This window comes from Neobacillus jeddahensis (assembly GCF_000612625.1).
GTDB lineage: Bacteria > Bacillota > Bacilli > Bacillales > Cytobacillaceae > Neobacillus > Neobacillus jeddahensis.
Map to the genome: position 1 here is coordinate 1 of NZ_CCAS010000004.1, position 24,172 is coordinate 24,172.

Consider the following 24,172-nt stretch of genomic DNA (forward strand, 5'->3'; position numbering starts at 1 on the left):
AAAAAAGCTAACCGATTTTCATCATTTCGGTTAGCTCTTTTGATTATAATTTATTTTTTAATAAAGAAATCAAGGTTGTTCGTTCTTGTTCAGATAAGCCCACTAGTGGCAGGCGTACGGAACCAACATCGAATCCATTAACCTGTAAGGCTGTTTTTACTGGGGCTGGGCTTGGCGCAGTGAATAGCCCCTTCATAATTGGAAGTAACTGCTGATGTAATTTGGCAGACTTGACGATGTCACCATCAAAAAAAGCTTTAATCATTTCTTGCATTTGATTTCCAATTACATGCGATGCTACTGAGACAACACCTACCCCACCAATAGAAAGAACCGGAATAGTTAAACTATCATCCCCACTGTATAAAACAAAATCATCATCTGTATTCGCAATTATCTTTGTCATAGCATTTAAATCGCCGCTGGCTTCCTTCACTGCAACTATATTAGGAATCTTGGAAAGGCGAATGATGGTATCAGGATGTATATTTACCGCCGATCTGCCCGGAATATTATACACCATTACTGGTAGAGAGGTAGCTTCTGCTACTGCCTTGAAATGTTGATACAACCCCTCTTGATTTGGTTTATTATAATATGGAGCCACGACCATGATCGCGTCCACACCCAGTTGTTCAGCTTTTTTGGTCAATTCTATCGAGGCATACGTATTATTGCTCCCAGTCCCAGCAATAACTGGAACACGCCCTTTTACGACTTTTACCACATGAGCAAATAAGGCTAATTTTTCTTCTTTAGATAACGTTGGTGATTCACCAGTGGTACCTGCAACTACGAAGGAGTCAGTTCCATTTTCTATCAGGTAATTTACCAATTGAGTTGTCTTTGCAAAGTCAATATGCCCTTTTTTATCAAAAGGGGTCACCATTGCTGTGGGAACTCGCCCGAAATGAACCATTTTCCTACTCCTTTCAATACATACGGAATAATAACTCCAAACCGTAGTATCGTGTTTAATTCCATTTAAAAATACATTTTTCTTAAGTGTTTATGTGCGGAATACATTTAATATTTAAATTCTACCGATTCATCCTCTAGTTGAAAGGCATCATGGAGAGAATTCACTGATTTAACTAAATCTTCCTGTTTGACCAATACCCAAATAGTCGTATGGCTGTCCGCTGATTGCAAGATGCGAATGCCCTGGTCTGATAAAGCATTCACAATTTTAAAGGTAACTCCAGGGACCCCAGCAATACCTGCCCCTACAACAGAAACCTTGGCACAATTGCGCTCAACGACAGGATCATGCCCCAAATCGTTTAAGACTTTAATTGCTTTATTGGCCATTTCCTCCGTTACGGTGTATATAACTCCATTAGGGGAGATATTAATAAAATCAACACTAATAGCTTCATTTGCCATCGCTTTAAATACTTCTGCTTGAAGATTGTATTGATCCTTTTTCGCAAACACTTTTATTTGCGTTACATTGGAAACGTGAGCAATCCCTGTAACAAGACGCTCTCTAATGTCACTGCCGCGATTATCCTTATTAAGGGTAGTCACTAATGTTCCTAAATTATCAGAATAAGTGGAGCGAATACGAATTGGTACCTTCGCTTGCATCGCAATCTCTACTGCTCTTGGATGAATGACCTTTGCTCCTTGATACGCCAAATTGCACACTTCCGTATAGGTGACAACAGATAGTGGTCGCGCATTTTCAGCGATCCGTGGATCAGCCGTCATCACACCTTCCACATCCGTAAAAATATCAATCCATTCAGCATTAAGGGCAGCTCCTAATGCTGCAGCAGAAGTATCACTTCCCCCACGCCCAATCGTGGTTACATCACCATTTTTCGAAGCTCCTTGAAACCCTGCCACAACTACAACATCGTGGTTTTCAAGTTCTCGAAGAAGCCGATCACATTTCATTTCATTGATTTTTGCATTTGTATGGTCCGTATTTGTACGAAAACCGGCCTGAGCTCCAGTTAAGGCAACCGCATTAATTCCACTCTCTAGAAGCATATTTGAAAAGACCACACTAGAAATAATCTCACCACAGGCTAAAAGTAAATCGAGTTCCCGTTTTGAGATTTTACTTAAATTGCCACCAATTAATGATAAAAGGGTATCTGTTGCATAGGGGTCGCCCTTTCTGCCCATTGCAGAAACAACCACAACTACCTTATAACCATCTGCCAACGCCTTTTCGATATGGCCTTGTGCATGTTTTCTACTATTTTCATCTTTTACAGATGTTCCGCCAAATTTTTGAACAATAATTTTCATTGTGATACCATAACCTACCTTTTTAGGTAACTTTATTTAACTAATCCTAATTTTACTAAACGCTCCGCTATTTGAACGGAATTCCATGCTGCTCCTTTGAGTAAGTTATCAGAAACTACCCACATATGGAAACCACGGTCTTCATCGATATCTTTTCGAATCCGTCCTACAAAAACATCATTCTTGCCAACACAGTTTGCTGGCATCGGATATATTTGGTTTTCTGGATCATCCTGAAGGACAACACCTGGAGCATCCTTTAATAAAGCTTTGATATCATTAGCACTTACATCCCCAGCTTCAATTTCAAAATAAACGGATTCTGAGTGACCTACAGCTACTGGCAATCTTACACAAGTTGCAGAAACCTGTAATTCCGGTAAATGCATAATTTTTTTTGTCTCATTTATCATTTTCATTTCTTCAAATGTATAGCCATTATCTTGGAATTTATCAATTTGTGGAATCGCGTTAAATGCAATTTGATAATGGTTATTGTCTGATTTTACAGGTAAAATTTGCGGTTCAATGGTTTCATTATTTAAAATCGATTTCGTTTGCTCTATTAGTTCCTCTACAGCTGAAGCACCTGCACCCGAAACAGCTTGGTAAGTCGAAACAATAACCTTTTTCAAACCATATTTTTGACGAATAGGTTCTAACGCAACTACCATTTGAATAGTGGAACAATTAGGATTGGCAATAATTCCATTATGTTGATGCAAGTCCAATTCGTTCACTTCTGGAACTACTAATGGCTTATCAGCATCCATTCTAAAGGCACTCGTATTGTCCACGACGATTGCACCACGTTTAACTGCCTCTGGAGCAAGTTCCTTTGAAACACCACCTCCAGCACTAAACAAGGCAATATCGACCCCTTCAAAGCTTTCAGGCTTTGCTTCCTCAATCGTTATTTCCTGACCATTTACTTCTACTCTTTTTCCCGCTGACCGTGCGGATGATAAGAGGGTTAGTTTACTAATTGGAAATTTTTCATTCACTAATGTTTGGATCATTTGTTGTCCAACCGCTCCAGTTGCCCCGACAACGGCAACGTGAAATCCGTCTTGCTGATTCATATCTAGTTCCCCTTTCAATCTAACAACTGTATATTTCTGATCATATCTTATTAATTTGACATCAGAAGGGTCTTGCCCCTCTGATGAAAGATTAATTTATTTTACCATATTCTTATCAAGAAATAACCTTTTTTGCCGAAAGAGGGAAGGAAATTTAGTCAGAATCTTTATACCTTTCTACTAACACAGGTTGAAGCTGTTTCCCTTGAATAGCTGCTTCCACTGTTTCAGAAAGTAACGTCATTCTTGCAACCATTGAATTAGGTTTTTTTACTGGATCGTCTTGACCATACGGAATGAAATAAATATGTTTTGTTGCCATTAGTCTCATTAAATTTACACCGTTTAAACCCAGGGCATCATTTGTTGAGATTCCAAGGACGACAGGTTTTAAATTTCTAAGTGTTGCCTTTGCTGCCATTAAAACAGGGCTATCATTAATAGCGTTGGCGAATTTACTCATGGATCCCCCCGTTAACGGGGCAATGACCATGCAATCTAAAGGGATCTTCGGTCCAAGCGGCTCTGCTTTGACTATCGAATCAATCACTTTATTTCCTGTTAAATCCTCAATTCTTTGAATCCAATCTTCCCCTTTACCAAAACGGGTATTTGTATTTTGAACTGTAAAAGTCACAACTGGCATTACCTCTGCTCCGGCCTGAACTAATTTTTCTATTTCTGGGAAGACAGCATCATACGTACAATGGGAACCGGTAAGACCGAAGCCAATTCTTTTACCTTGTAAACTCATTTTACTTTCCCCTTTCGCTTTCTTACATCATCTTGAAGTAGTTGTGCTAGAACATTGGCCAGAATTTGACCAGCTGTTTTTGGGGCCACAATTCCTGGCAGCCCTGGTGCTAGTAGAGCCTTTATTCCTCTTTTTTCAGCATATCTAAAATCGGTTCCACCCGGCTTTGAGGCAAGATCAATAATGAGCGTATGGGTTGGTAATTTTGAAATGACCATAGCGGTAACAACTAAATGTGGTGCAGTATTGATTAAAATATCAGTTTCCTTCACTTCGTTCACCAAATTATTTAAGTGGAAAGGGATTAAGCCCATTTCCGTAATTCTAGCCAAATGCTCACTTTTTCGTGCTCCAACCTTTACCTTGGCACCCATTGCTGCAAACGTCCTGGCCACACTCATTCCAACTCTTCCTAAACCTAAAACAGTTATATTTGAACCGTGTATCGTAAAATCGGTATGTTGGATTGCCATCATAATCGTTCCCTCTACAGTGGGGATTGAATTATAAATAGCTACATCATCTCTTTCAAATAATTGAAGAAGAGTTCGATTTGCCTCCTTGGTAATACCATTTAAATAGGGATTACTGATCCCTGAATAAATCGTACAATGGTCCGGAGTTTTGCTCAGAATGTCGCTTGTCAAAATAACCTTCTCATTCGAAAAGATCGTTTCCACATGTCCTTCTAAATTAGTGCCTGGCACTGGTAAGATAATGGCATCAATATTTGAAAAATCGACTTCTTCCAACTTTTCTTTGACCGCACCAGTGAAGGCATGATCAAGCTGTTCAAAACCAATAAGCGATAACCTCGCATCTAATTCAGTTAACTTACGGATGATTTCCAGCTGTCTGGCATCACCGCCAATCACGGCTATCTGCATCCCTGTCAGCATGAAAACATTCACCTTCTTTTTTTAAACTCCAACTAGGAATTCCTATTTCTTTTTATCACTTCAACATTCTATGTAGGAACGGGGCATTCGGTGAGTTTTCCATTTATAGAAATAAGAAAAGCGCAAGGCGCCCGTAATCGTCGACAAGCACAAGACGAGCCGGCCGAAAGGTTGTTCTTTAACCTTTTGGTCGGATTGGCTTGTGACCTCGAGCCGATGGCGCCTGGAGCTGGACAATTCTCAAAGTCAAAATTTATACTTTCTTATCTTATAAAAAAAGCCCAAGCAACAGTCTATTTGCTTGGGCCTTCTTCGTATAAATTACTAATCCTCTTCAGGAACATCAATAATGATCATATCCGAACCAATTTTTTTAATATGTTGCCATGGTACCCTGATTTCATCCCCTTGTTTTCGAAATCCAAACCATTTCAATGAGGGAATTAATAGCGCCTGTATTTGCCCTGTACCCTCATTAATTTCTAAATCAGTTTGTCCAAGTACTCCAAGTCGCTCTGCCTTTTTTACATCGACTATTTCTTTTCCACTCAACTCACTTAACCTCATCGCAATCGAACCCCCTACAATCCCTTTTCTATTAGTTTATAGGGCGAGGTCAAGATTTAGACTAAAGAAAAGAGGTAAACCATTTATATGGATTACCTCTCCAACCTATACCATTTTATTAGGAAATTCTCCATCTGGACTAATTAACGTGACTGAATAATTGTCTGTAAAAACAGTTCTTGCCATTTCGTCAACACTGTTTTTAGATACGGCATCAATTTGTTCAATTATTTCGTCGAGAGAACGATGGCGTTTCAATAGCAGTTCATTTTTACCATTACGGCTCATCCGGCTATTTGTACTTTCTAAACTTAACATTAGACTTCCTTTAAGTTGCTCTTTACTATTAGTCAATTCTTTTTCGGTAATTCCATTTTGCTTTAACTTATCAAGTGTTTCTTGAATAGTTTCAAACAACACATCTAATTGTTTTGCTCCCGTTCCACCATATACCGTTACAATTCCACTATCCTGATATGCTGAATGGTAAGAGAATACAGAGTAGGCTAATCCCCTCTGTTCGCGAACCTCTTGGAATAAGCGTGAGCTCATGCTGCCCCCTAAAATATTATTAAGGGTAATTAAACTGTAAATATCCTCATGTCCAACCTTTAATCCTTCAAACCCGATACATAGATGGGCTTGCTCAATATCCTTTTTCCTAGAGATTCGATTGGTATGAAAAGTTGGGACATTTTCAGGGATTTCTGTTGATTCTCCTTGGTAAGAACCAAAGTATTTCTCGACTTCTTGGATAAAACTTTCAGAAACATTGCCCGCAATTGAAATGACAACATTTTCAGGAGTATATCTTTCTTGAATATATTCCTTCAGTGAATTCCCTGTAAATGTATTTAGTGTCTCTTCTGTCCCTAAAATTGGATAGCCTAGGGGATGATCCTCAAATACCGCTCTGCTTAATAAATCATGAACGATGTCATCCGGGGTATCTTCGTACATTTTTATTTCTTCCAAAACGACATTTCTTTCCTTATTTAGTTCCTCTTCTACAAACGTAGAATTAAAGAACATATCAGCTAACACATCTAAGGCGTATTTAGAATGCGTGTCGAGAACTTTTGCATAATAGCAAGTATATTCTTTTGATGTAAAGGCGTTCACCTGACCGCCAATGCTATCAAATGATTCCGCAATTTCCTTAGCAGATCGTGTTTTAGTACCTTTAAAAAACATATGCTCAAGAAAATGGGAGATACCATTCGTTTCTGGAACCTCATTTCTTGAACCTGTCCCAATCCATACTCCGATGGCAACAGATCTTACTGTTGGAATTTTTTCTAAAACAATTCTTACTCCATTTTGGCAAGTGTACTTATTAATCATAAACTTCCTCCTGACTATACAGTGAAACGACTCCAATTATATATTATACTTCTAAAAAGTATTTTCTCCAATTTTCAGATATATCTCTCCAATTATTTAATAATTCTTTCCTCATTCATTAATTCCGTAACTGTCCCAATTTCTAATCCTTTTTGCTTAATTAAAGTAATTAATTGATCAAGTGACTTCGCAGTTGCTTCGGTTGGATGCATTAAGACCATTGAACCATTTTCAATTTTAGACATCACTCGATTAATCAGGATTTCAGGTGAAGGCTTTCTCCAATCCACTGTATCAACTGTCCACATAACGGTCTTCATGTTTAGCTCATTAGCAATTTTAATTGTCTCATCCCGATAACTGCCACTAGGTGGTGCGAACCAAACACACTTCACCCCTGTTGCAGCTTCAATAATTTCGTTTGTTTTGCTCAATTGTTCTCTTGCCAAATGTGCTGTCAACTTCTTCATATCTGGGTGTGAGTATGAATGATTTCCTACCTCATGACCAGCGCTCACGATCATTTTTGCTAGTTCTGGATTCTTTTTCACCCAATTTCCTTCAAGAAAAAAGGATGCAGAGACATTATGTTTCTTTAATGTAGCAAGGATTGAAGATAAATACTCATTCCCCCAGGCTACATTAATAATAAAAGTAACCATTGGTTTTTCCGGGTGACCTTTATAAATCGGTGAGGGGGGTAGATCTTCTAGATGAATCTTTGGTTTTGTCTGAGTATAAACTAGTTTTTTTTCATTAAATTCGCCCTTTTTCTTCATATTCTTATATGAAGCAAGCAAATCAACTTTTAGTCCATTATATCCTGGAATGGCCTTCCAAACCGAATCAATCTTTGCATCAGAAGGCGGAATTTCATATGTAGATGCATTCTTCACAATGCTTTGATAAAGTGGATCACTCTGTTTCATGGCCGGAAGTACAGTTTCCTTTAAAGTTGATACATAATGATTCATTATAGAATTATTTACTAAACTCCAAGCAATTAAACATATACCAACTAGGATCATAACCTTTTTCATCTACCTTGCCCCCTTCCATTACAGGTTATGTATCGAAAGGACAAGGTAGAACTGAGAAAAGCTACTGACAGCTTCAGCAATTGTGTTATTGTACATAAAAAAGTCAGGGAGTGTCCCTGACTTTTTTAGCTCAGACTAGTCTGATTAATTTTTTTGTTCTGCTTTTTCACGCTCTTCTTTAATTACAGCTTTTCGTGATAAGTTTACACGGCCTTGTTTATCAATTTCAGTTACTTTCACTAAAAGCTCGTCGCCGATCTTCACAACATCTTCCACTTTGCCTACACGTTCTTCAGCAAGTTCAGAAATATGAACGAGACCATCTTTTCCAGCAAAGATTTCAACAAAGCAACCGAATTTTTCAATTCGTTTTACCTTACCAAGATACATTTCGCCTACTTGAACTTCACGAACAATATCTTCGATGATTTTCTTAGCTTTTTGGTTCATTTCTTGATTTGTTGAGGCAATAAATACAGTACCATCCTGCTCGATATCAATTTTAACGCCAGTTTCTTCAATAATCTTATTGATTTGTTTTCCGCTTGGTCCAATAACATCACGAATCTTATCAGGATTAATTGTCATTGTTAGAATTTTCGGTGCAAACTGTGATAGTTCACCTCTTGGTTCCGTGATGGTAGCAAGCATCGAATCTAGGATATGCATTCTGCCAACTTTTGCCTGTTGAAGAGCTTCCTCTAAAATTTCTCGTGAAAGACCTTCAATTTTAATATCCATTTGGAGTGCCGTAACACCTTTAGCTGTTCCTGCTACTTTAAAATCCATATCGCCAAGATGGTCTTCCATCCCTTGAATATCCGATAAAACGGTATAGTGTTCGCCAGATTTTACAAGTCCCATTGCAATACCTGCTACTGGAGCTTTGATCGGTACCCCAGCATCCATCATCGCTAGTGTACTAGCACAAATACTAGCTTGTGAAGTGGAACCATTAGATTCAAGCACTTCAGATACTAGGCGAATTGTATATGGAAAATCCTTTTCAGATGGAACAATCGGTTCAAGTGCACGTTCACCAAGGGCACCATGTCCAATTTCACGACGACCTGGTCCACGAATTGGACCGGTTTCACCCACACTGAATTGCGGGAAGTTATAATGATGCATAAAGCGTTTTTCTTCCTCAATCCCAAGACCATCAAGAATTTGTACATCCCCCATAGCTCCAAGAGTACAAATACTTAGTGCCTGCGTTTGTCCGCGTGTAAATAATCCTGAACCGTGTGTACGAGGTAATATTCCTACTTGAGAAGATAACGGACGAATTTCATCTATTTTACGACCATCCGGACGAACTTTCTCCACTGTAATTAAGCGGCGAACTTCACCCTTCACAATCTTGTCCAAAATTTGCTTCACTTGTTTCATATCATCATCTGTTGCTTCATGTTCTTCAAATTTCGCGATTACTTGGTTCTTAACTACTTTGATTGCGTCCTCACGTGCATGCTTTTCTTGAACTTGGATCGCTTTTACCATATCGGTTTCGCAAAGTGATCTGACTTCTGCTTCAAGTTCTTGATCAATTTCATATAAAGTAATTTCTCTTTTTTCTTTACCAATTTCGGCGACAATTTTTTCTTGGAATTCAATCAAGCGTTTGATTTCATCATGGCCAAACATAATCGCCTCAAGCATGATTTCTTCAGGGACTTCAAGTGCTCCTGCCTCAACCATGTTAATCGCATCTTTTGTACCCGCCACCGTTAAGTGAATATCACTTTTTTCGGCTTGCTCAACGGTTGGATTAATGACAAATTCATTGTTTACTCTTCCTACAACAACACCAGCAATCGGCCCCTCAAATGGTATATCTGAAGTGCTTAACGCTAAGGATGATCCGAACATTGCCGCCATTTCAGTGGAACAATCTTGATCCACACTCATAACGATACTGATTACTTGAACGTCATTTCTAAAACCATCAGCGAAAAGCGGACGGATCGGACGGTCAATCAAGCGGCTCGCTAAAATAGCTTTTTCACTTGGACGACCTTCACGTTTAATAAAACCTCCAGGGATTTTACCAACAGCATATAATCTCTCTTCGTAATTTACAGTTAACGGGAAAAAATCTAGGTTTTTCGGTTCTTTTGAAGCAGTTGCCGTGCTTAATACGGCAGTATCACCATAGCGAACTAGGACTGCACCATTTGCTTGTTTTGCTAACTGACCAATCTCAACTGATAATTTACGACCAGCCCAATCCATAGAATATTCATGTTTCATTTGTTCCATATTTTTACCCCTCTCTATCTAAATCCCTAAGCATGATGATACGAGAGAATGACCTTTCGTTATTATCATCAAACTAATTCTAGCTAATATAAAAAAAGCCTAGGAAGCTTTCTGTTTAAACCAAATTATTTATAGTATGCACAAAAAGGCCTAGACTTAAAATTATGTATAAAAATTTATTTATGACATATGTGTCAATAGCATGTCCACTAACAAGTTTTTATCTTTTTTAGCCTAATAAAAAAGCGGGAAAATTCCCGCTTCTGTAGACTAACGACGTAGACCAAGCTTATTAATTAACACACGGTAACGTTGAACGTCTTTATTACGTAGGAAAGTCAAAAGATTACGACGTTTACCAACCATTTTCAAAAGACCGCGACGTGAGTGGTGATCTTTCTTATGTGTACGTAAATGCTCGTTCAAATTGTTAATTGATTCAGTAAGGACAGCGATTTGAACTTCTGCAGATCCAGTGTCGCCTTCATGAGTTTTGTACTCATTGATAAGTTCATTTTTACGTTCTTGAGTGATTGCCATCCAGTTCACCTCCTAAATTTTCATATCCCCTGTTACCGAGCAAGCGTCGGTGACTCGACTTGCCAAGCAAAGGTTGTTTGTAATACGTACTTAAGAATACATTGTTTTACGGCAAATTGCAAGTAGAAACCTGATAATATTGCAAGAAAAAACTTCTCGTTCGCATTATTATCAGGAAGTATGTCGATTTATTTCAAAATAGTGTAAGGCGTTTTGTTTATCTTTTTCTATTTGATTGACAAGTTGATCGATACCTGAAAATTTTTGTTCTGTTCTTAGATAAAGATGCCATTCAACGGTCACTTCTTCGTCATAAATATCTAGCTGAAAGTCAAACAAATGAACTTCCACGGAAAGCTTTAATGAATCTTTATTGAATGTTGGCTTATAGCCCACATTACAAACACCTTCATACCAGCTATCGCGAACTCTCATTCTAACTGCGTAAACCCCGGTCGGTGGAATGATATATTCCTCATTTATATGAATATTAGCAGTTGGAAACCCGATGGTTCTGCCTCGCTTATCACCGTGAATAACTTCCCCCGTTGTTGTATAGTTTCTGCCAAGTAGTGTAGGAAGCTGCTCAGTTTTGCCTTCCTTTAAGAGGTGACGAATTCTTGTGGAACTGACCTTTTCATCACCTTGTACAAATTTCGATACAACCGTATAAGAAAATTTGTCTCGTGAATGAAATGGTAAGGTTTCCATAGTCCCTTTCCCCATTCTTCCATAGGAAAAATCAAACCCAGCCACAACGTGTTGGACATTTAACCCTATCACATACTGATCGATAAATTCCTGTGGGAGCAGGTTTGCAAATTCGGGAGTAAAGTGAATGATATATAAATAATCAATACCTAATTCTTCAATTATCTTTATTTTCTCTTCTAACGGTGTAATATATTGAACATGCTTTTCATTTTTCCCTAATACAACAGAAGGATGAGGGTCAAATGTCATGACCGCACTAGAAATGCCATTCTTTTCTGCCTGATTTTTTGCCTCAAGAATGACTTGTTGATGACCACGATGAACACCGTCAAAATAACCTAAAGCAATTGCAACAGGTGGAAACTCATTACTTACATCTTGATATGGGAAATTAAGCCTTTTTATTTCCAAATGAAACTCACCTTTTCTATACCGTACCTTCTTATATATCGTTACGTAATACCTTCACAGGTTTCAGTAGACCTGGCTTATTAGGATGCTTTGAATAAATAGCCAGAGCCATTCCATCAACTGTTTCAGCAATAATCGGTCCGTTACTAGTATTAAAATCTTCTGGTATTTGTAATAGTGCACCATTTTTCACTTTCTCTGCTACTTTATCATTAATCAGTAATTTCGGCAAATGAGAAAGTGCCGTTTCTAGTGGTTGTAACACACTGAAAATCGTTCCTTCCTCCATATGTTTTTCAACCTCTTCAAAGGTCAAACAATTCTCCAAGGTGAAATTAGCCGATTGAACTCTCTGTAAGTAGGACATATGCGCTGGAAAACCAAGTGACTCACCAATCATGACAGCCAATGTACGGATATAGGTACCTTTACTGCAGCTAACTCTAAAGCGGAATGAAATAAGTTCTCCTTCAAAATGTTCCCGATCATCAAGCATCTCGATTGAATAGATGGTAACCTTTCTTGTCGGTCGCTCTACTTCGATTCCTTTTCGTGCATATTCGTAAAGGCGGACCCCACCTATTTTCACTGCTGAAAACATCGGAGGAGTTTGTTCAATTTCTCCGGTCAATGATTGGAGTACCTTCATAATCTCTGCTCTAGAAATAGTCCGGTTTACAGTTTTTTTTTCTACGACTTCGCCGGATGCATCTTCAGTAGTTGTGGAAAAGCCCAGTGTAACTTCACCAACATAAGCTTTACCTGCATCCGTTATGTACTCCGCTACCTTAGTTGCTTTCCCAATACAAATAGGTAATACGCCCGTCACATCAGGATCAAGTGTGCCTGTATGGCCAACTTTTTTTGTTTTTAAAATTTTTCTCAATTTAAAAACACAATCGTGAGAAGTTAACCCTGCTGGTTTAAATAATGGTAATATCCCTTCCATCTTATCCCTTCTTTCTACACTCAATTTAAGGAGAAAGTCTCCTAAGGAAAACCCATTAAAAAAAGGGATAGACAATTGTCTATCCTCTATTCTTCTTCATTTTTTTCCATTGGTTTATCATCTGCATGCAATGAATGAAGTAATGTTTCAATTCGATTGCCGTAATCGATTGATTCGTCCCATTCAAAGATAATTTCAGGTGTTTTGCGAAGGCGAATACGCTGGCCAATTTCGGTTCGAATAAAACCTTTGGCTTTTGCTAGTCCCTTTAAGGTATTTTCCCTTTGCTCTTCATCACCTAATACAGATATATATACTTTTGCCTGTTGCAGATCTCCTGTTACTTGAACATCAGTAACTGTCACAAAGCCGATCCGAGGATCTTTAATTTTACGACCGATGATGTCACCAAGTTCTTTTTTCATTTGTTCTCCAACACGGTTTGCTCTGTGGCTCATCACATTCACCTCTTAACTTAAAGCCAATCAATCTCGGTGATCGTTCTTTCTATTTCTGGAAATGAGTCGATTAGTTTTAGTGCATTTTGCAATTCATGCTCAGTCGATACCCGTGTAGAGGTAACAACAGCAATGGCAATTGTTGTTCTTTGCCATACGTCCTGATAGCCAACCTCTGCCACGGATACATTAAATTTTTGTTTTAATCGAGTAAGGATACGCTGCAAGACAGCGCGTTTCTCTTTTAAAGAATGAGCATTATAAATCATGCATTCACATTCGGCTACACCGATGATCATTTTCGTTCAATTTCTTCCATTACATATGCTTCAATGATATCTCCTTCTTTAACATCATTAAAGTTTTTAATGGTAATTCCACATTCATATCCTTGTGAAACCTCTTTTGCATCGTCTTTAAAACGTTTTAAGGCATCAATTTGTCCTTCGAAAATGACGACACCGTTACGAATTAAGCGAATACCGCTATCACGTGTAATTTTACCATCGGTTACATAAGAACCGGCAATAGTACCCACCTTAGAAACTTTGAAGGTTTGACGGATTTCAGCCTGACCAATAATCTTTTCTTGGAATTCTGGATCAAGCATACCCTTCATAGCCGCTTCAATCTCTTCAATCACTTTATAGATGATGCGGTGAAGACGAACGTCAACCTTTTCAGCCTCAGCTGCACGCTTCGCATTAACATCAGGACGCACGTTAAAGCCGATAACAATAGCATTCGATGCAGCTGCAAGTGTAATATCTGACTCATTAATGGCTCCTGCGCCACTATGAATAATTTTAATGTTGACACCTTGAACGTCAATTTTTTGTAATGAAGCAGCAACGGCCTCTGCAGAACCTTGAACATCAGCTTTTAAGATGATGTTTAGATCCTTCATTTCCCCTAGCTTCAATTGATCAAAGAGCGTTTCAAGACTAACAATAGATTTTTCACCACGTTGGGCAACTAATGCAGATTGTGCACGTGCTTCCCCAACTTGACGTGCGGTCTTTTCATCTTCAAATACGACGAAACGGTCACCAGCTTGTGGAACGTCATTTAAACCTGTGATTTCAACTGGAGTCGATGGGCCAGCTTCTTTAACACGACGTCCTTTATCATTTACCATCGCACGAACACGACCAAAGGTGTTTCCTACAACGATTGGATCGCCAATTTTTAAGGTACCGTTTTGAACTAGTAAAGTTGCAACCGATCCACGACCCTTATCTAATTGTGCCTCAATTACTGTACCAACAGCTTTACGATTAGGATTGGCCTTGTATTCTTCTACCTCACCTACAAGGAGAATCATTTCAAGAAGGCTATCAATGCCCTCTCCGGTTTTTGCGGATAATGGGACAAATATGGTATCCCCACCCCAAGCTTCCGATACTAATCCATGCTCAGTCAATTCTTGCATAACTCTGTCAGCATTTGCTGCTTCTTTATCCATTTTATTAACGGCAACAATAATTGGAACCTCAGCCGCTTTCGCGTGGTTAATTGCTTCAACCGTTTGTGGCATAACACCATCATCTGCTGCAACAACAAGAATGGTGATGTCAGTAATTTTCGCACCTCGAGCACGCATAGTTGTAAAGGCAGCATGTCCCGGCGTATCTAAGAAAGTAATTTTCTTTCCATTTTCAACGACCTGGTAAGCTCCGATATGCTGTGTAATTCCTCCAGCTTCACCTTCTGTTACCTTTGTATTTCGAATCGAATCAAGTAATGTTGTTTTTCCATGGTCAACGTGCCCCATGATTGTAACAACCGAAGGTCTTTCCACTAAGTCTTCCTTAGGATCCTCAGTAAAATACACTTCTAAATCAGTCGTATCGATTTTAATTTCTTCTTCCACTTCGACACCATATTCTCCGGCAATCAATTCAATCGCATCTTTATCTAAAACTTGGTTAATGGTTGCCATAACGCCAAGTAAGAAGAGCTTTTTAATGATTTCTGAAGGCTCACGATAGATCTTTTTCGCTAATTCTCCAACCGTTAGTGATTCGCTAAAAGTAATTTTAGCTGGAAGCTCTTTCTCCTTTTTCTTCACTGGCTGTGTATTTTGGACAGGAGTATGAGCTTTTTTCTTTTTATTATTATTATTGTTATGACGATTTTGGTTATTATTATAAGGTCTTGCCTTTGCTTTATCAGCGTTATTAAAAACTTTATTTTCTTTTGTTTGAGTTTCTTGATTTTGTTTCTTGCCTTCCACCTTTTTTGGAGCTGAGGCAACCTTTACCTTGCTAGGATCGGTATTTTTATCTGCAGCTTCCTCAAATGCTTTAGGTGTTTTAGCCTGTACCTGCGGTTTTTGACCTGACTGTGCTGGTCTTTGAGTTGAACGATTTTGCTGTCCAGCAGGACGGGTATTGTTGCGATTTTGCTGGCTATTGTGATTCTGTTTTTGCTGTGATGAATTGGTTTCTTTTTTATTATAAGTTGCATCGAGTTTTTTTATATCTTCATCTTCTATTGTTGCCATATGATTGGAGACCTCTATATTCATTTCTTTTAATTTATTGATAATTTCTTTACTGGATATATTGTGTTTCTTAGCGTATTCATAAACACGGACTTTACTCATTATTTCACCCCCGCTAGATTTAATCGAGCAACGTAACCAGTTTTTTTGCAAATCCATCATCCATAACAGCTACAACTACGCGGGCTTCTTTGCCAATTGCTTGACCAAGAAGATGACGATCTTCCACCAATTTGAATGGAACTTGATAGGAATTACATTTATCTGTAATTTTTTTAGTCGTATTTGCAGATGCATCTGCAGCTAATAAAACGAGCTTTGCTTTTCCGTTTCGGATTTCCTTAACGGCAAGCTCTTCACCCGATATGATTTTACGCGCTCGATTGGCCAAGCCAAGTAATGACATCCATTGATTCTGTCTCATTTGGATAGTCAATTCTCCTTCTCTATTAGCTCAAGTAATTCTTCATAAATAGAATCATTTATCGGAACCTCTAAATGATTAGACAAGGTATTTTTTTTCTTGGCTAGTAGGACAGCTTCCTTGTCCTTTGAAAGGTATGCACCTCTGCCGGATTTTTTACCGGTTAAGTCGATGGATACTTCCCCTTCTTTAGAACGAACGATGCGAACGAGTTCTTTTTTCGGCTTCATTTCACCGGTTGCCACACATTTGCGCATTGGAACTTTTTTCTTTGTGTTCACTCGCCATTCACCTCACCTAATCGTCTAACTCATCTTCAAAATCAAAATCAGTCTCAACCTGATCATCAAACAGTCTGATTGTTTCTTCACGTGGATAAATTCCCAGTTCTCGTGCTTCTGTTTCTGATTTAATATCAATTTTCCAGCCTGTTAATTTTGCTGCAAGGCGGGCATTTTGGCCTCGTTTACCAATTGCCAAAGAAAGCTGATAATCTGGAACAACGACGGTTGTTGCTTTTTCATTTTCGCTCACCATTACATCAAGCACTTTAGAAGGACTTAAGGAATTGGCAACAAAAACAACGGGATCATCTGACCATTTCACAATATCGATCTTTTCACCCTTTAATTCATTAACAACTGCCTGAACCCTTGTTCCTTTCGGTCCAACACAAGATCCAACTGGATCGACCTCATGATTATCTGAATGAACGGAAATCTTCGAACGATCTCCCGCTTCTCGAGCAACTGATTTAATCTCGACTGTTCCATCATAAATTTCAGGAACTTCTATTTCAAAAAGGCGTTTTAACAATCCTGGATGGGTCCGAGACACGAATATTTGCGGACCTTTTGTTGTCTTTTCAACCTTGGTGATAAATACCTTGATGCGATCATGTGGCTTATATCGTTCATTAGGCATTTGTTCACTAACAGGTAATAATGCTTCAATCTTACCTAGGCTGACATATATAAATTTAGAATCCAGCCTTTGAACAATCCCGGTCATGATATCTTCTTCACGGTCAATAAACTCTGAATAAATAATACCTCTCTCAGCTTCTCTGACACGTTGTGTGACCACTTGCTTAGCAGTTTGGGCAGCAATCCTGCCAAAATCTTTTGGCGTAACTTCCATTTCAACTACATCTTCAACGTTGTAGTTAGGATTAATTTGCTGTGCATCTTCTAAAGAAATTTCAAGGCGTGGATCAAATACTTGATCTACTACTTCTTTTCGTGCAAAAACACGCATAGCGCCCACTTTTAAATTCATGTCAATACGGACATTTTGGGCTTGATTAAAATTACGGCGGTATGCCGATACAAGTGCTGCCTCGATTGCTTCAATTAAAATATCTCTAGAAATACCTTTTTCTCTTTCCAGTATTGTAAGAGCATCTAATAATTCGCTGCTCATTTGCTTGTATCCCCCTAATCATATTCAATTTTTTTATGAAAAAATAACAGCTAATCGTGCATTTGCTACTTTTTCATATGGAATTTCAACAGTTTTTTTACGAGTTTTAATTTTCACTTCAATTTTTAGATATTGACCATTAAATTCGAGTAAGGTACCCTCGAAGCTTTTTTCCCCATCAATTGGTTCATAGGTTTTGATAAAGACATTTTTACCGATTGCCTTTTCAAAGTCCTTTTCCTTTTTTAATGGACGCTCCGCACCTGGTGATGACACTTCAAGAAAGTAGTTATGGGGAATGGGGTCAATCTCATCGAGTTTTTCACTTAGTCGCTCGCTCACTACACCGCAGTCCTCAATATCAACACCTTTATCTGAATCAATATATACGCGAAGAAACCAACTTTTTCCTTCCTTCACATACTCAATTTCCACTAATTCAAGGCCTAGTTCTTGAAAAATAGGTTCAGCTAGCTCTTCTACAACTTCCGTTACTTTGCTCATGCTCTACCTCCTTCTCTATATTATTTCACCCATATTCTATGTAGTTCACGGATAGTTTTATCAAGTAACTCTAAAAAACATTAGTAAACAAAACCAAGATGCGGTTACCCGCAGCTTGATTACATAACGAAAGAGTGGGTTTCCCCACTCTTGAACACGAGAGTATTTCTTAGTATTTCCAATAAAACTATACCATAACCAAGATTTATATGCAAACTCATTCACGGTGCAGATAGTCCAGCAAGGTTATCCTTTTTTAAAACAACGATAGCTGGTTTTGCTCTGGTAGTGATGCAAGGCAGCCTTGTTTGTCTAAATATTCGAGAATAGTCTTAGATACCTTCCCGCGTTGCTGTAAGTCTTCTTTTGATAAGAATTCACCATCACCCCTAGCCTTCACAATATTGAAAGCAGCGTTTGTTCCTAAGCCTGGAATAGAGTTAAATGGAGGTATTAAGGAATTTCCATCAATAATAAACTCGGAAGCATCCGATTTATATAAATCATAATTTTGGAATGTAAAACCTCTTTCGGTCATTTCTAGCGCTAGTTCAAGTACCGTTAATAGGTTTTTCTCTTTATTTGACGCTTCAAGACCTTTTGCATTAATTTCTTCTAGTTTGGCACGAATCGATTCAGATCCTCGCGACATGGCTTCAATATCAAAGTCCTCGGCACGAACAGTGAAATAGGCAGCGTAATAAAGAAGCGGTAGATGTACTTTAAAATAAGCGATCCTGACAGCCATTAATACATAGGCCGCGGCGTGAGCTTTAGGAAACATGTATTTAATCTTTTTACAAGAGTCAATGTACCATTCCGGAACTTCATTTTTCCGCATCTCTGCTTCCATTTCTTCGCTTAAACCTTTCCCTTTACGGACAGATTCCATAATTTTAAATGCGAAGGATGGGTCAAGCCCCTGGTAAATTAAGTAAACCATGATATCATCACGACAACCAATTACTTCACTTAAATTACAGGTCTGATTATGAATTAATTCCTGTGCATTTCCAAGCCATACATCCGTTCCATGTGATAGGCCTGAAATCTGAACAAGTTCAGAAAAGGTAGTCGGCTTTGTGTCTTCAAGCATTTGGCGAACAAACCGCGTTCCAAATTCCGGAATACCCAATGTTCCGGTTTTGCACATGATTTGTTGTGCCGTAACGCCTAACGATTCTGGGCTACTAAAAATTTTCATCACTTCTGGATCATCTGTGGGAATCGTTTTTGGATCCATCCCGCTGAGATCTTGAAGCATTCGAATAACGGTTGGGTCGTCGTGTCCCAGAATATCCAGTTTAAGGACGTTGTCGTGAATAGAATGGAAATCAAAATGGGTCGTTTTCCACTCCGAGTTTCGATCATCTGCTGGGAATTGAATCGGTGAAAAATCGTACACATCCATATAATCTGGAATAACGATAATCCCGCCTGGATGCTGCCCAGTGGTTCTTTTTACCCCTGTACAGCCAGAAGCAAGACGTTCAATTTCTGCCCCACGCATTTGTAAATTATTATCTTGCTGGTAGGCCTTGACATAACCAAAAGCTGTCTTATCTGCTACAGTACCAATCGTTCCGGCACGAAACACTTTGTCTTCTCCAAACAAGACCTTCGTATAGTTATGTGCACGTGGCTGGTATTCACCAGAGAAATTCAAATCTATATCGGGAACTTTATCTCCCTTAAAGCCAAGGAACGTTTCAAATGGGATATCGTGGCCATCCTTCGTATATTTATCACCACAATTTGGACAGTCTTTATCAGGTAAATCAAATCCAGAACCAACCGATCCATCATTAAAGAATTCAGAATGCTTACATGTAGGACACACATAATGTGGCGGCAGTGGATTTACTTCTGTTATCTCTGTCATAGTGGCAACCAAGGAAGAACCGACAGATCCCCGTGAACCAACAAGGTATCCATCATCCAAAGATTTTTTAACGAGCTTATGTGAAATCAGATAAATTACCGCAAACCCGTGTCCGATGATGCTTTTAAGTTCTTTTTCGAGGCGGGCTTCCACAATTTCCGGAAGAGTCTCTCCATATATCCTCCGGGCCATTGCATAACTCATTTCACGCATTTCTTCTTCTGCCCCTTCGATACGCGGGGTATATAAATCATCTTTAATCGGTTTAATGTCATCAATCATATCAGCGATTTTGTTGGTATTGGTGACGACAATTTCTTTTGCCTTCTCCTTGCCTAAAAACGAAAAAGCATCTAACATCTCATTGGTTGTCCTAAAGTGGACATCGGGAAGTTCGTGCCGATTCAATGGATTCGCTCCACCTTGAGAATTAACTAATATTTTTCGATAGATTTTATCATTTTCATTTAGATAGTGGACATTACCCGTTGCAACCACAGGAATGTTCAATTTATCACCAAGGGTGATTATTTTACTAATAATATCCTCCATGGCTTTTTCATCGCGGACTAATTCCATTTCAATTAACGGTGCATTCACTTCTTTCGGCATAACTTCTAAATAGTCATAAAACCGGGCGTGTGCTTCGACTTCATCTGGAGACTTTTGCATCATCCCTTCAAATACTTCACCTTTATTACAGCCTGAACCAACAAGAATACCTTCCCGATACTTTTGAAGAACTGATCTAGGTAGTCTTGGTACTCGATAAAAATACTCAATATGAGAAATGGAAACAAGTTTAAACAAGTTTTTCAAACCTGCTTCAGTTTGAGCTAAAAGTGTGCAATGGTATGGTCGAGCGCGTTGATAGGCATTCCCTTTTCCCATATGATCGTTAAATTCATCATGGTACTTGATCCCCTTTTCAAGAGCATCTTTTAACATTTTTAAAAGTAAATAGCCCGTTGCTTCTGCATCATAAATAGCACGGTGATGCTGGGTCAGTTCAATATCAAACTTCTTCGTTAATGTATTTAGACGATGGTTTTTCATTTCTGGATATAGAAAACGCCCCAATTCGAGTGTATCTATTACTGGATTTTTTGCCTTTTCCAGTCCTATTTTTGTATAACCAACATTAAGAAATCCCATATCAAAGGATGCGTTATGGGCTACAAGGACATCATCCCCAACCCAGTCATGGAATTTCTGAATCACTTCACCGACTTCTGGAGCCGACTGTACCATATCATCCGTGATACCTGTCAAGTTGATCGTTGTCGCTGACAAGCGATGATGTGGGTTAGCAAAAGATTCAAAGCGATCAATAATTTCCCCATCTTTTACTTTAACGGCTGCAAGCTCAATAATCGTATCGTATACCGCAGAAAGCCCAGTTGTTTCCACGTCAAAAATAACAAAAGTATCTTCCTCTAACATTCGGTGGGCATCATTATAGGCGATTGGTACCCCATCATCAACAAGGTTTACTTCAACCCCGTATAGTATTTTAATATCATTCTTTTTTCCTGCCCCATATGCCTCAGGAAAGGACTGTGCGCCGGCATGGTCAGTTACCGCAATTGCTTTATGACCCCACTTCTTAGCTTGAGCAACCAATGCACTTACCGGAGTGACTGCATCCATTTGACTCATTGGCGTATGAAGATGAAGTTCAACACGTTTTTCATCCTCTGGTGCTGTATCCTTCCGTCCTGCTGGTTTAATTTCATTAATATCGTTTCCAATCATAACTAGGTCACGGACAAAGGTATCGTTTTGAATACTGCCGCGAACCCTAACCCACATCCCTTTTTTGACAAGTTGGAATAGGGCAGCGTCCTCTTTATCTCTTGAAAACATTTTCACCAATATGGAACTTGTATAATCCGTAATTTTAAAAGTTAGCAGTGAGCGCCCGCTTCTTAATTCTCTGATTTCAGCATCAAAGATATAGCCTTCCACAGCGATCCTTCTTTCCTCATCCACTATATCTATGAGGCTACGAAAGTCTTGATCATCTTTAATTGTTAAACCAATTGTTAGTGGGCCACTTGGAACATCAATTCCCGATTCCTTTTCGGCCTCTTTCTTTTGCATCTCAACCATCGCCATAAGGGCGCGTTCTTGATCTTCCTTTTGTTTAGCGAGTAAAAATTTCTCGTATTCATCATTTTTTTCTTCATTTTTTATTTCTGTATCGATTGCAAGCAATGGAAATCCAAATGATTGATAAATATTTCCAATCACTGGTCCATATTTTCGTTTTAAGGCTAATCCTTCTGTCTCATTTCTAACGGTAATCGTCAGTTTATTACCGCTTGCTTCCGGTACCTGTTCATTTAATAGTTTAAGAAGCGGCGGTGAAATGCCATCAATTTGTTGAATGCAATAGCTCCAATAATCGCGTAATAATTCAGGGGTGATGATTTGATTTGTTACCTGGATACTATATGAAATCGTAGCGATGTTTGAAAAGGTTCTTTCTAGCTGTGTGGTAAACTTTAAATACACATTGAAGGGCAGGACTTTTTCAAATAAAAATTGAAAATGCCACTTCCTTGCTTTTTTTTCTACTAGTAGTCTTTCAATTTGCGCATTGTTAAAATGGACCACTATCGCGTCTTCTATTAATTGCAACTGTTGGAGCAAGAGTTGGAATCGCTCTTTATTGCCTACGGCCTGTTCGCTCATCGTCTCTCTCCCATCTATATGAAAATCTTTTCTATTCTTTCTACCTCAACAAATAATTATAGCATATGTTACCGGGTGATTCGGCTTAATTCGACATAAAACTTCATCCATTTCATCATGCTTTTTCCATTTAAATAGGGACCGCAACTGCGATCCCTTTTCGGATATTTCTGTTAAGAATATATTTTTCATTTTTCACAAGAAGAATCTTTGAATATCATTCCAGGTGACGACCAACATCAGTAGCATAAGCAAGGCAAATCCAATAAAATGAACCATGCCTTCCTTTTGACGATCGATCGGCTTTCCTCTAACTGCTTCGACAGCAAAAAACATCAATCTTCCACCATCAAGAGCTGGAATTGGCAATAAATTCATAATACCTAAGTTAATACTTAAGATCCCTGCCCACTTCATCAGATAATAAATACCAGATTTAGCGACCTCATCCGTCGATTTGTAAATTCCGACTGGTCCTGACAATGCATCAATTGAAAATTGACCAGTTACTAATTTACCAAGCATCACAAAAATTTGCTTTGTCCAAAAATAGGTTTCTGTAAACCCAGACTTAATAGCCTGAATGGGCGACTTTTCGACGGGGCTATAGACACCTATAATCCCCATTTTACTACCCTCGACTGTTTTTTCTTGTGGAGTAACTTGAATTTCACTTTCTTTCCCATCACGAATAACCAAAAATTCAAGTTTTTGATTTGGGTTTTTTCGAATGATTTCAACCACATCAGACCAGCTTGAGATTTCCGAACCATTAATACTCTGAACGATATCCCCTTTTTGAAGACCTGCTGATTTTGCTGCACCGTCAGGAGTAATAACACCCAATTTCGGTTCATTCGAAGGTACGCCTTGCAATAAGGCTATGATAATAAAGAGAACAAACGCTAAAACAAAATTCATCATTGGACCAGCAAAAATGGCCATAAATCTTTGTGCTAAGGTTTTTGAACCAAATTGTCGATCAAGCGGAGCCAGCTGTGATTCAATCCCATTTTCAACGAGGACTGCTTTTGGATTAATAACGAAAGTCTGTAAGCTTTCATTTTCATCTTCTGGGAATCCCTTAATGACTAAATCCTTTTCGATATCAGCATATTCTACTTCAACAATCCGACAATTAGGGAATTTTTCTTTATTGTTTAAGATAATCTTGTTAACGTTGTTGTCATTGTCAAACATAAGACCAATTCTATATCCCGGTTTGATTTCAACCATTTCCGGATCTTCTCCCGCCATACGGACAAATCCGCCGATAGGTAATAAACGGATCGTATAGGTAGTCTCGCCTTTCTTGTGTGTGAATACCTTAGGACCCATTCCTATCGCAAATTCACGGCAGAGAATTCCTGCTCTTTTAGCGAAAATAAAATGACCTAATTCATGAAAGAAGACTAGTGCGCCAAAAATCACAATAAAGGCAATAACTGTAGTCAA

The 24,172-nt window shown here is 38.7% G+C and carries 21 protein-coding genes; all 21 read right to left on the reverse strand.

Annotated elements, in window-relative coordinates; genetic code table 11:
- Positions 1-43: 43 nt before the first annotated feature.
- Positions 44-919, reverse strand: a complete 876-nt coding sequence (gene dapA / locus TY15_RS02545; protein ID WP_040205032.1) for a 4-hydroxy-tetrahydrodipicolinate synthase — start codon at positions 917-919, stop codon at positions 44-46.
- A gap of 107 nt (positions 920-1,026) precedes the next feature.
- A complete protein-coding gene (gene dapG, locus TY15_RS02550) occupies positions 1,027-2,262 on the reverse strand; it encodes an aspartate kinase (RefSeq protein ID WP_040205030.1) in 1,236 nt (411 codons plus the stop codon).
- Positions 2,263-2,294: 32 nt separating this feature from the next.
- Positions 2,295-3,344 carry an aspartate-semialdehyde dehydrogenase gene (asd, locus tag TY15_RS02555; protein ID WP_040205029.1) on the reverse strand — a complete coding sequence of 350 codons (1,050 nt, stop codon included), beginning with the start codon at positions 3,342-3,344 and terminating at the stop codon, positions 2,295-2,297.
- A gap of 154 nt (positions 3,345-3,498) precedes the next feature.
- Entirely contained in the window at positions 3,499-4,098 is a 600-nt protein-coding gene (dpaB, locus tag TY15_RS02560; protein WP_040205027.1) for a dipicolinate synthase subunit B, read from the reverse strand.
- Positions 4,095-4,997, reverse strand: a complete 903-nt coding sequence (dpaA, locus tag TY15_RS02565; RefSeq protein ID WP_040205026.1) for a dipicolinic acid synthetase subunit A — start codon at positions 4,995-4,997, stop codon at positions 4,095-4,097. Before dpaA ends, dpaB begins: the two co-directional genes overlap by 4 nt.
- 324 nt (positions 4,998-5,321) lie before the next feature.
- Positions 5,322-5,564: a YlmC/YmxH family sporulation protein gene (locus TY15_RS02570; RefSeq protein WP_040205024.1), complete on the reverse strand. Its 243-nt coding sequence runs from the start codon at positions 5,562-5,564 to the stop codon at positions 5,322-5,324.
- Positions 5,565-5,669: 105 nt separating this feature from the next.
- Positions 5,670-6,908, reverse strand: coding sequence for a M16 family metallopeptidase (locus tag TY15_RS02575; protein ID WP_040205023.1), 1,239 nt, complete (start codon positions 6,906-6,908; stop codon positions 5,670-5,672).
- Between the two features lie 92 nt (positions 6,909-7,000).
- Entirely contained in the window at positions 7,001-7,948 is a 948-nt protein-coding gene (locus TY15_RS02580; RefSeq protein WP_040205022.1) for a polysaccharide deacetylase family protein, read from the reverse strand.
- 144 nt (positions 7,949-8,092) lie between these two features.
- Positions 8,093-10,210 carry a polyribonucleotide nucleotidyltransferase gene (gene pnp / locus TY15_RS02585; RefSeq protein ID WP_040205020.1) on the reverse strand — a complete coding sequence of 706 codons (2,118 nt, stop codon included), beginning with the start codon at positions 10,208-10,210 and terminating at the stop codon, positions 8,093-8,095.
- Positions 10,211-10,480: 270 nt separating this feature from the next.
- Complete coding sequence (gene rpsO, locus TY15_RS02590) at positions 10,481-10,750, reverse strand: 30S ribosomal protein S15 (RefSeq protein ID WP_007086827.1); 270 nt, start codon at positions 10,748-10,750, stop codon at positions 10,481-10,483.
- A gap of 171 nt (positions 10,751-10,921) precedes the next feature.
- Entirely contained in the window at positions 10,922-11,875 is a 954-nt protein-coding gene (gene ribF / locus TY15_RS02595; protein WP_040205018.1) for a bifunctional riboflavin kinase/FAD synthetase, read from the reverse strand.
- 31 nt (positions 11,876-11,906) lie between these two features.
- Positions 11,907-12,824 (reverse strand): tRNA pseudouridine(55) synthase TruB, encoded by a 918-nt coding sequence (gene truB / locus TY15_RS02600; protein ID WP_040205132.1) that lies wholly within the window; start codon positions 12,822-12,824, stop codon positions 11,907-11,909.
- An 86-nt stretch (positions 12,825-12,910) separates the two neighbouring features.
- The gene (gene rbfA, locus TY15_RS02605) at positions 12,911-13,282 is read right to left on the reverse strand and encodes a 30S ribosome-binding factor RbfA (RefSeq protein WP_040205015.1); all 372 of its coding nucleotides are present in this window, start codon (positions 13,280-13,282) and stop codon (positions 12,911-12,913) included.
- A 17-nt stretch (positions 13,283-13,299) separates the two neighbouring features.
- Positions 13,300-13,581 carry a DUF503 domain-containing protein gene (locus tag TY15_RS02610; RefSeq protein ID WP_040205013.1) on the reverse strand — a complete coding sequence of 94 codons (282 nt, stop codon included), beginning with the start codon at positions 13,579-13,581 and terminating at the stop codon, positions 13,300-13,302.
- Entirely contained in the window at positions 13,578-15,890 is a 2,313-nt protein-coding gene (gene infB, locus TY15_RS02615) for a translation initiation factor IF-2 (RefSeq protein ID WP_040205012.1), read from the reverse strand. Before infB ends, TY15_RS02610 begins: the two co-directional genes overlap by 4 nt.
- 19 nt (positions 15,891-15,909) lie before the next feature.
- Positions 15,910-16,212 (reverse strand): YlxQ family RNA-binding protein, encoded by a 303-nt coding sequence (locus TY15_RS02620; protein ID WP_040205010.1) that lies wholly within the window; start codon positions 16,210-16,212, stop codon positions 15,910-15,912.
- A gap of 8 nt (positions 16,213-16,220) precedes the next feature.
- Positions 16,221-16,493, reverse strand: coding sequence for an RNase P modulator RnpM (gene rnpM / locus TY15_RS02625; RefSeq protein WP_040205008.1), 273 nt, complete (start codon positions 16,491-16,493; stop codon positions 16,221-16,223).
- A gap of 16 nt (positions 16,494-16,509) precedes the next feature.
- A complete protein-coding gene (gene nusA, locus TY15_RS02630; protein ID WP_040205007.1) occupies positions 16,510-17,634 on the reverse strand; it encodes a transcription termination factor NusA in 1,125 nt (374 codons plus the stop codon).
- Positions 17,635-17,667: 33 nt separating this feature from the next.
- Complete coding sequence (gene rimP, locus TY15_RS02635) at positions 17,668-18,138, reverse strand: ribosome maturation factor RimP (protein WP_040205006.1); 471 nt, start codon at positions 18,136-18,138, stop codon at positions 17,668-17,670.
- A gap of 256 nt (positions 18,139-18,394) precedes the next feature.
- A complete protein-coding gene (locus tag TY15_RS02640) occupies positions 18,395-22,717 on the reverse strand; it encodes a PolC-type DNA polymerase III (RefSeq protein WP_042374038.1) in 4,323 nt (1,440 codons plus the stop codon).
- A gap of 195 nt (positions 22,718-22,912) precedes the next feature.
- A complete protein-coding gene (rseP, locus tag TY15_RS02645) occupies positions 22,913-24,172 on the reverse strand; it encodes an RIP metalloprotease RseP (RefSeq protein WP_040205005.1) in 1,260 nt (419 codons plus the stop codon).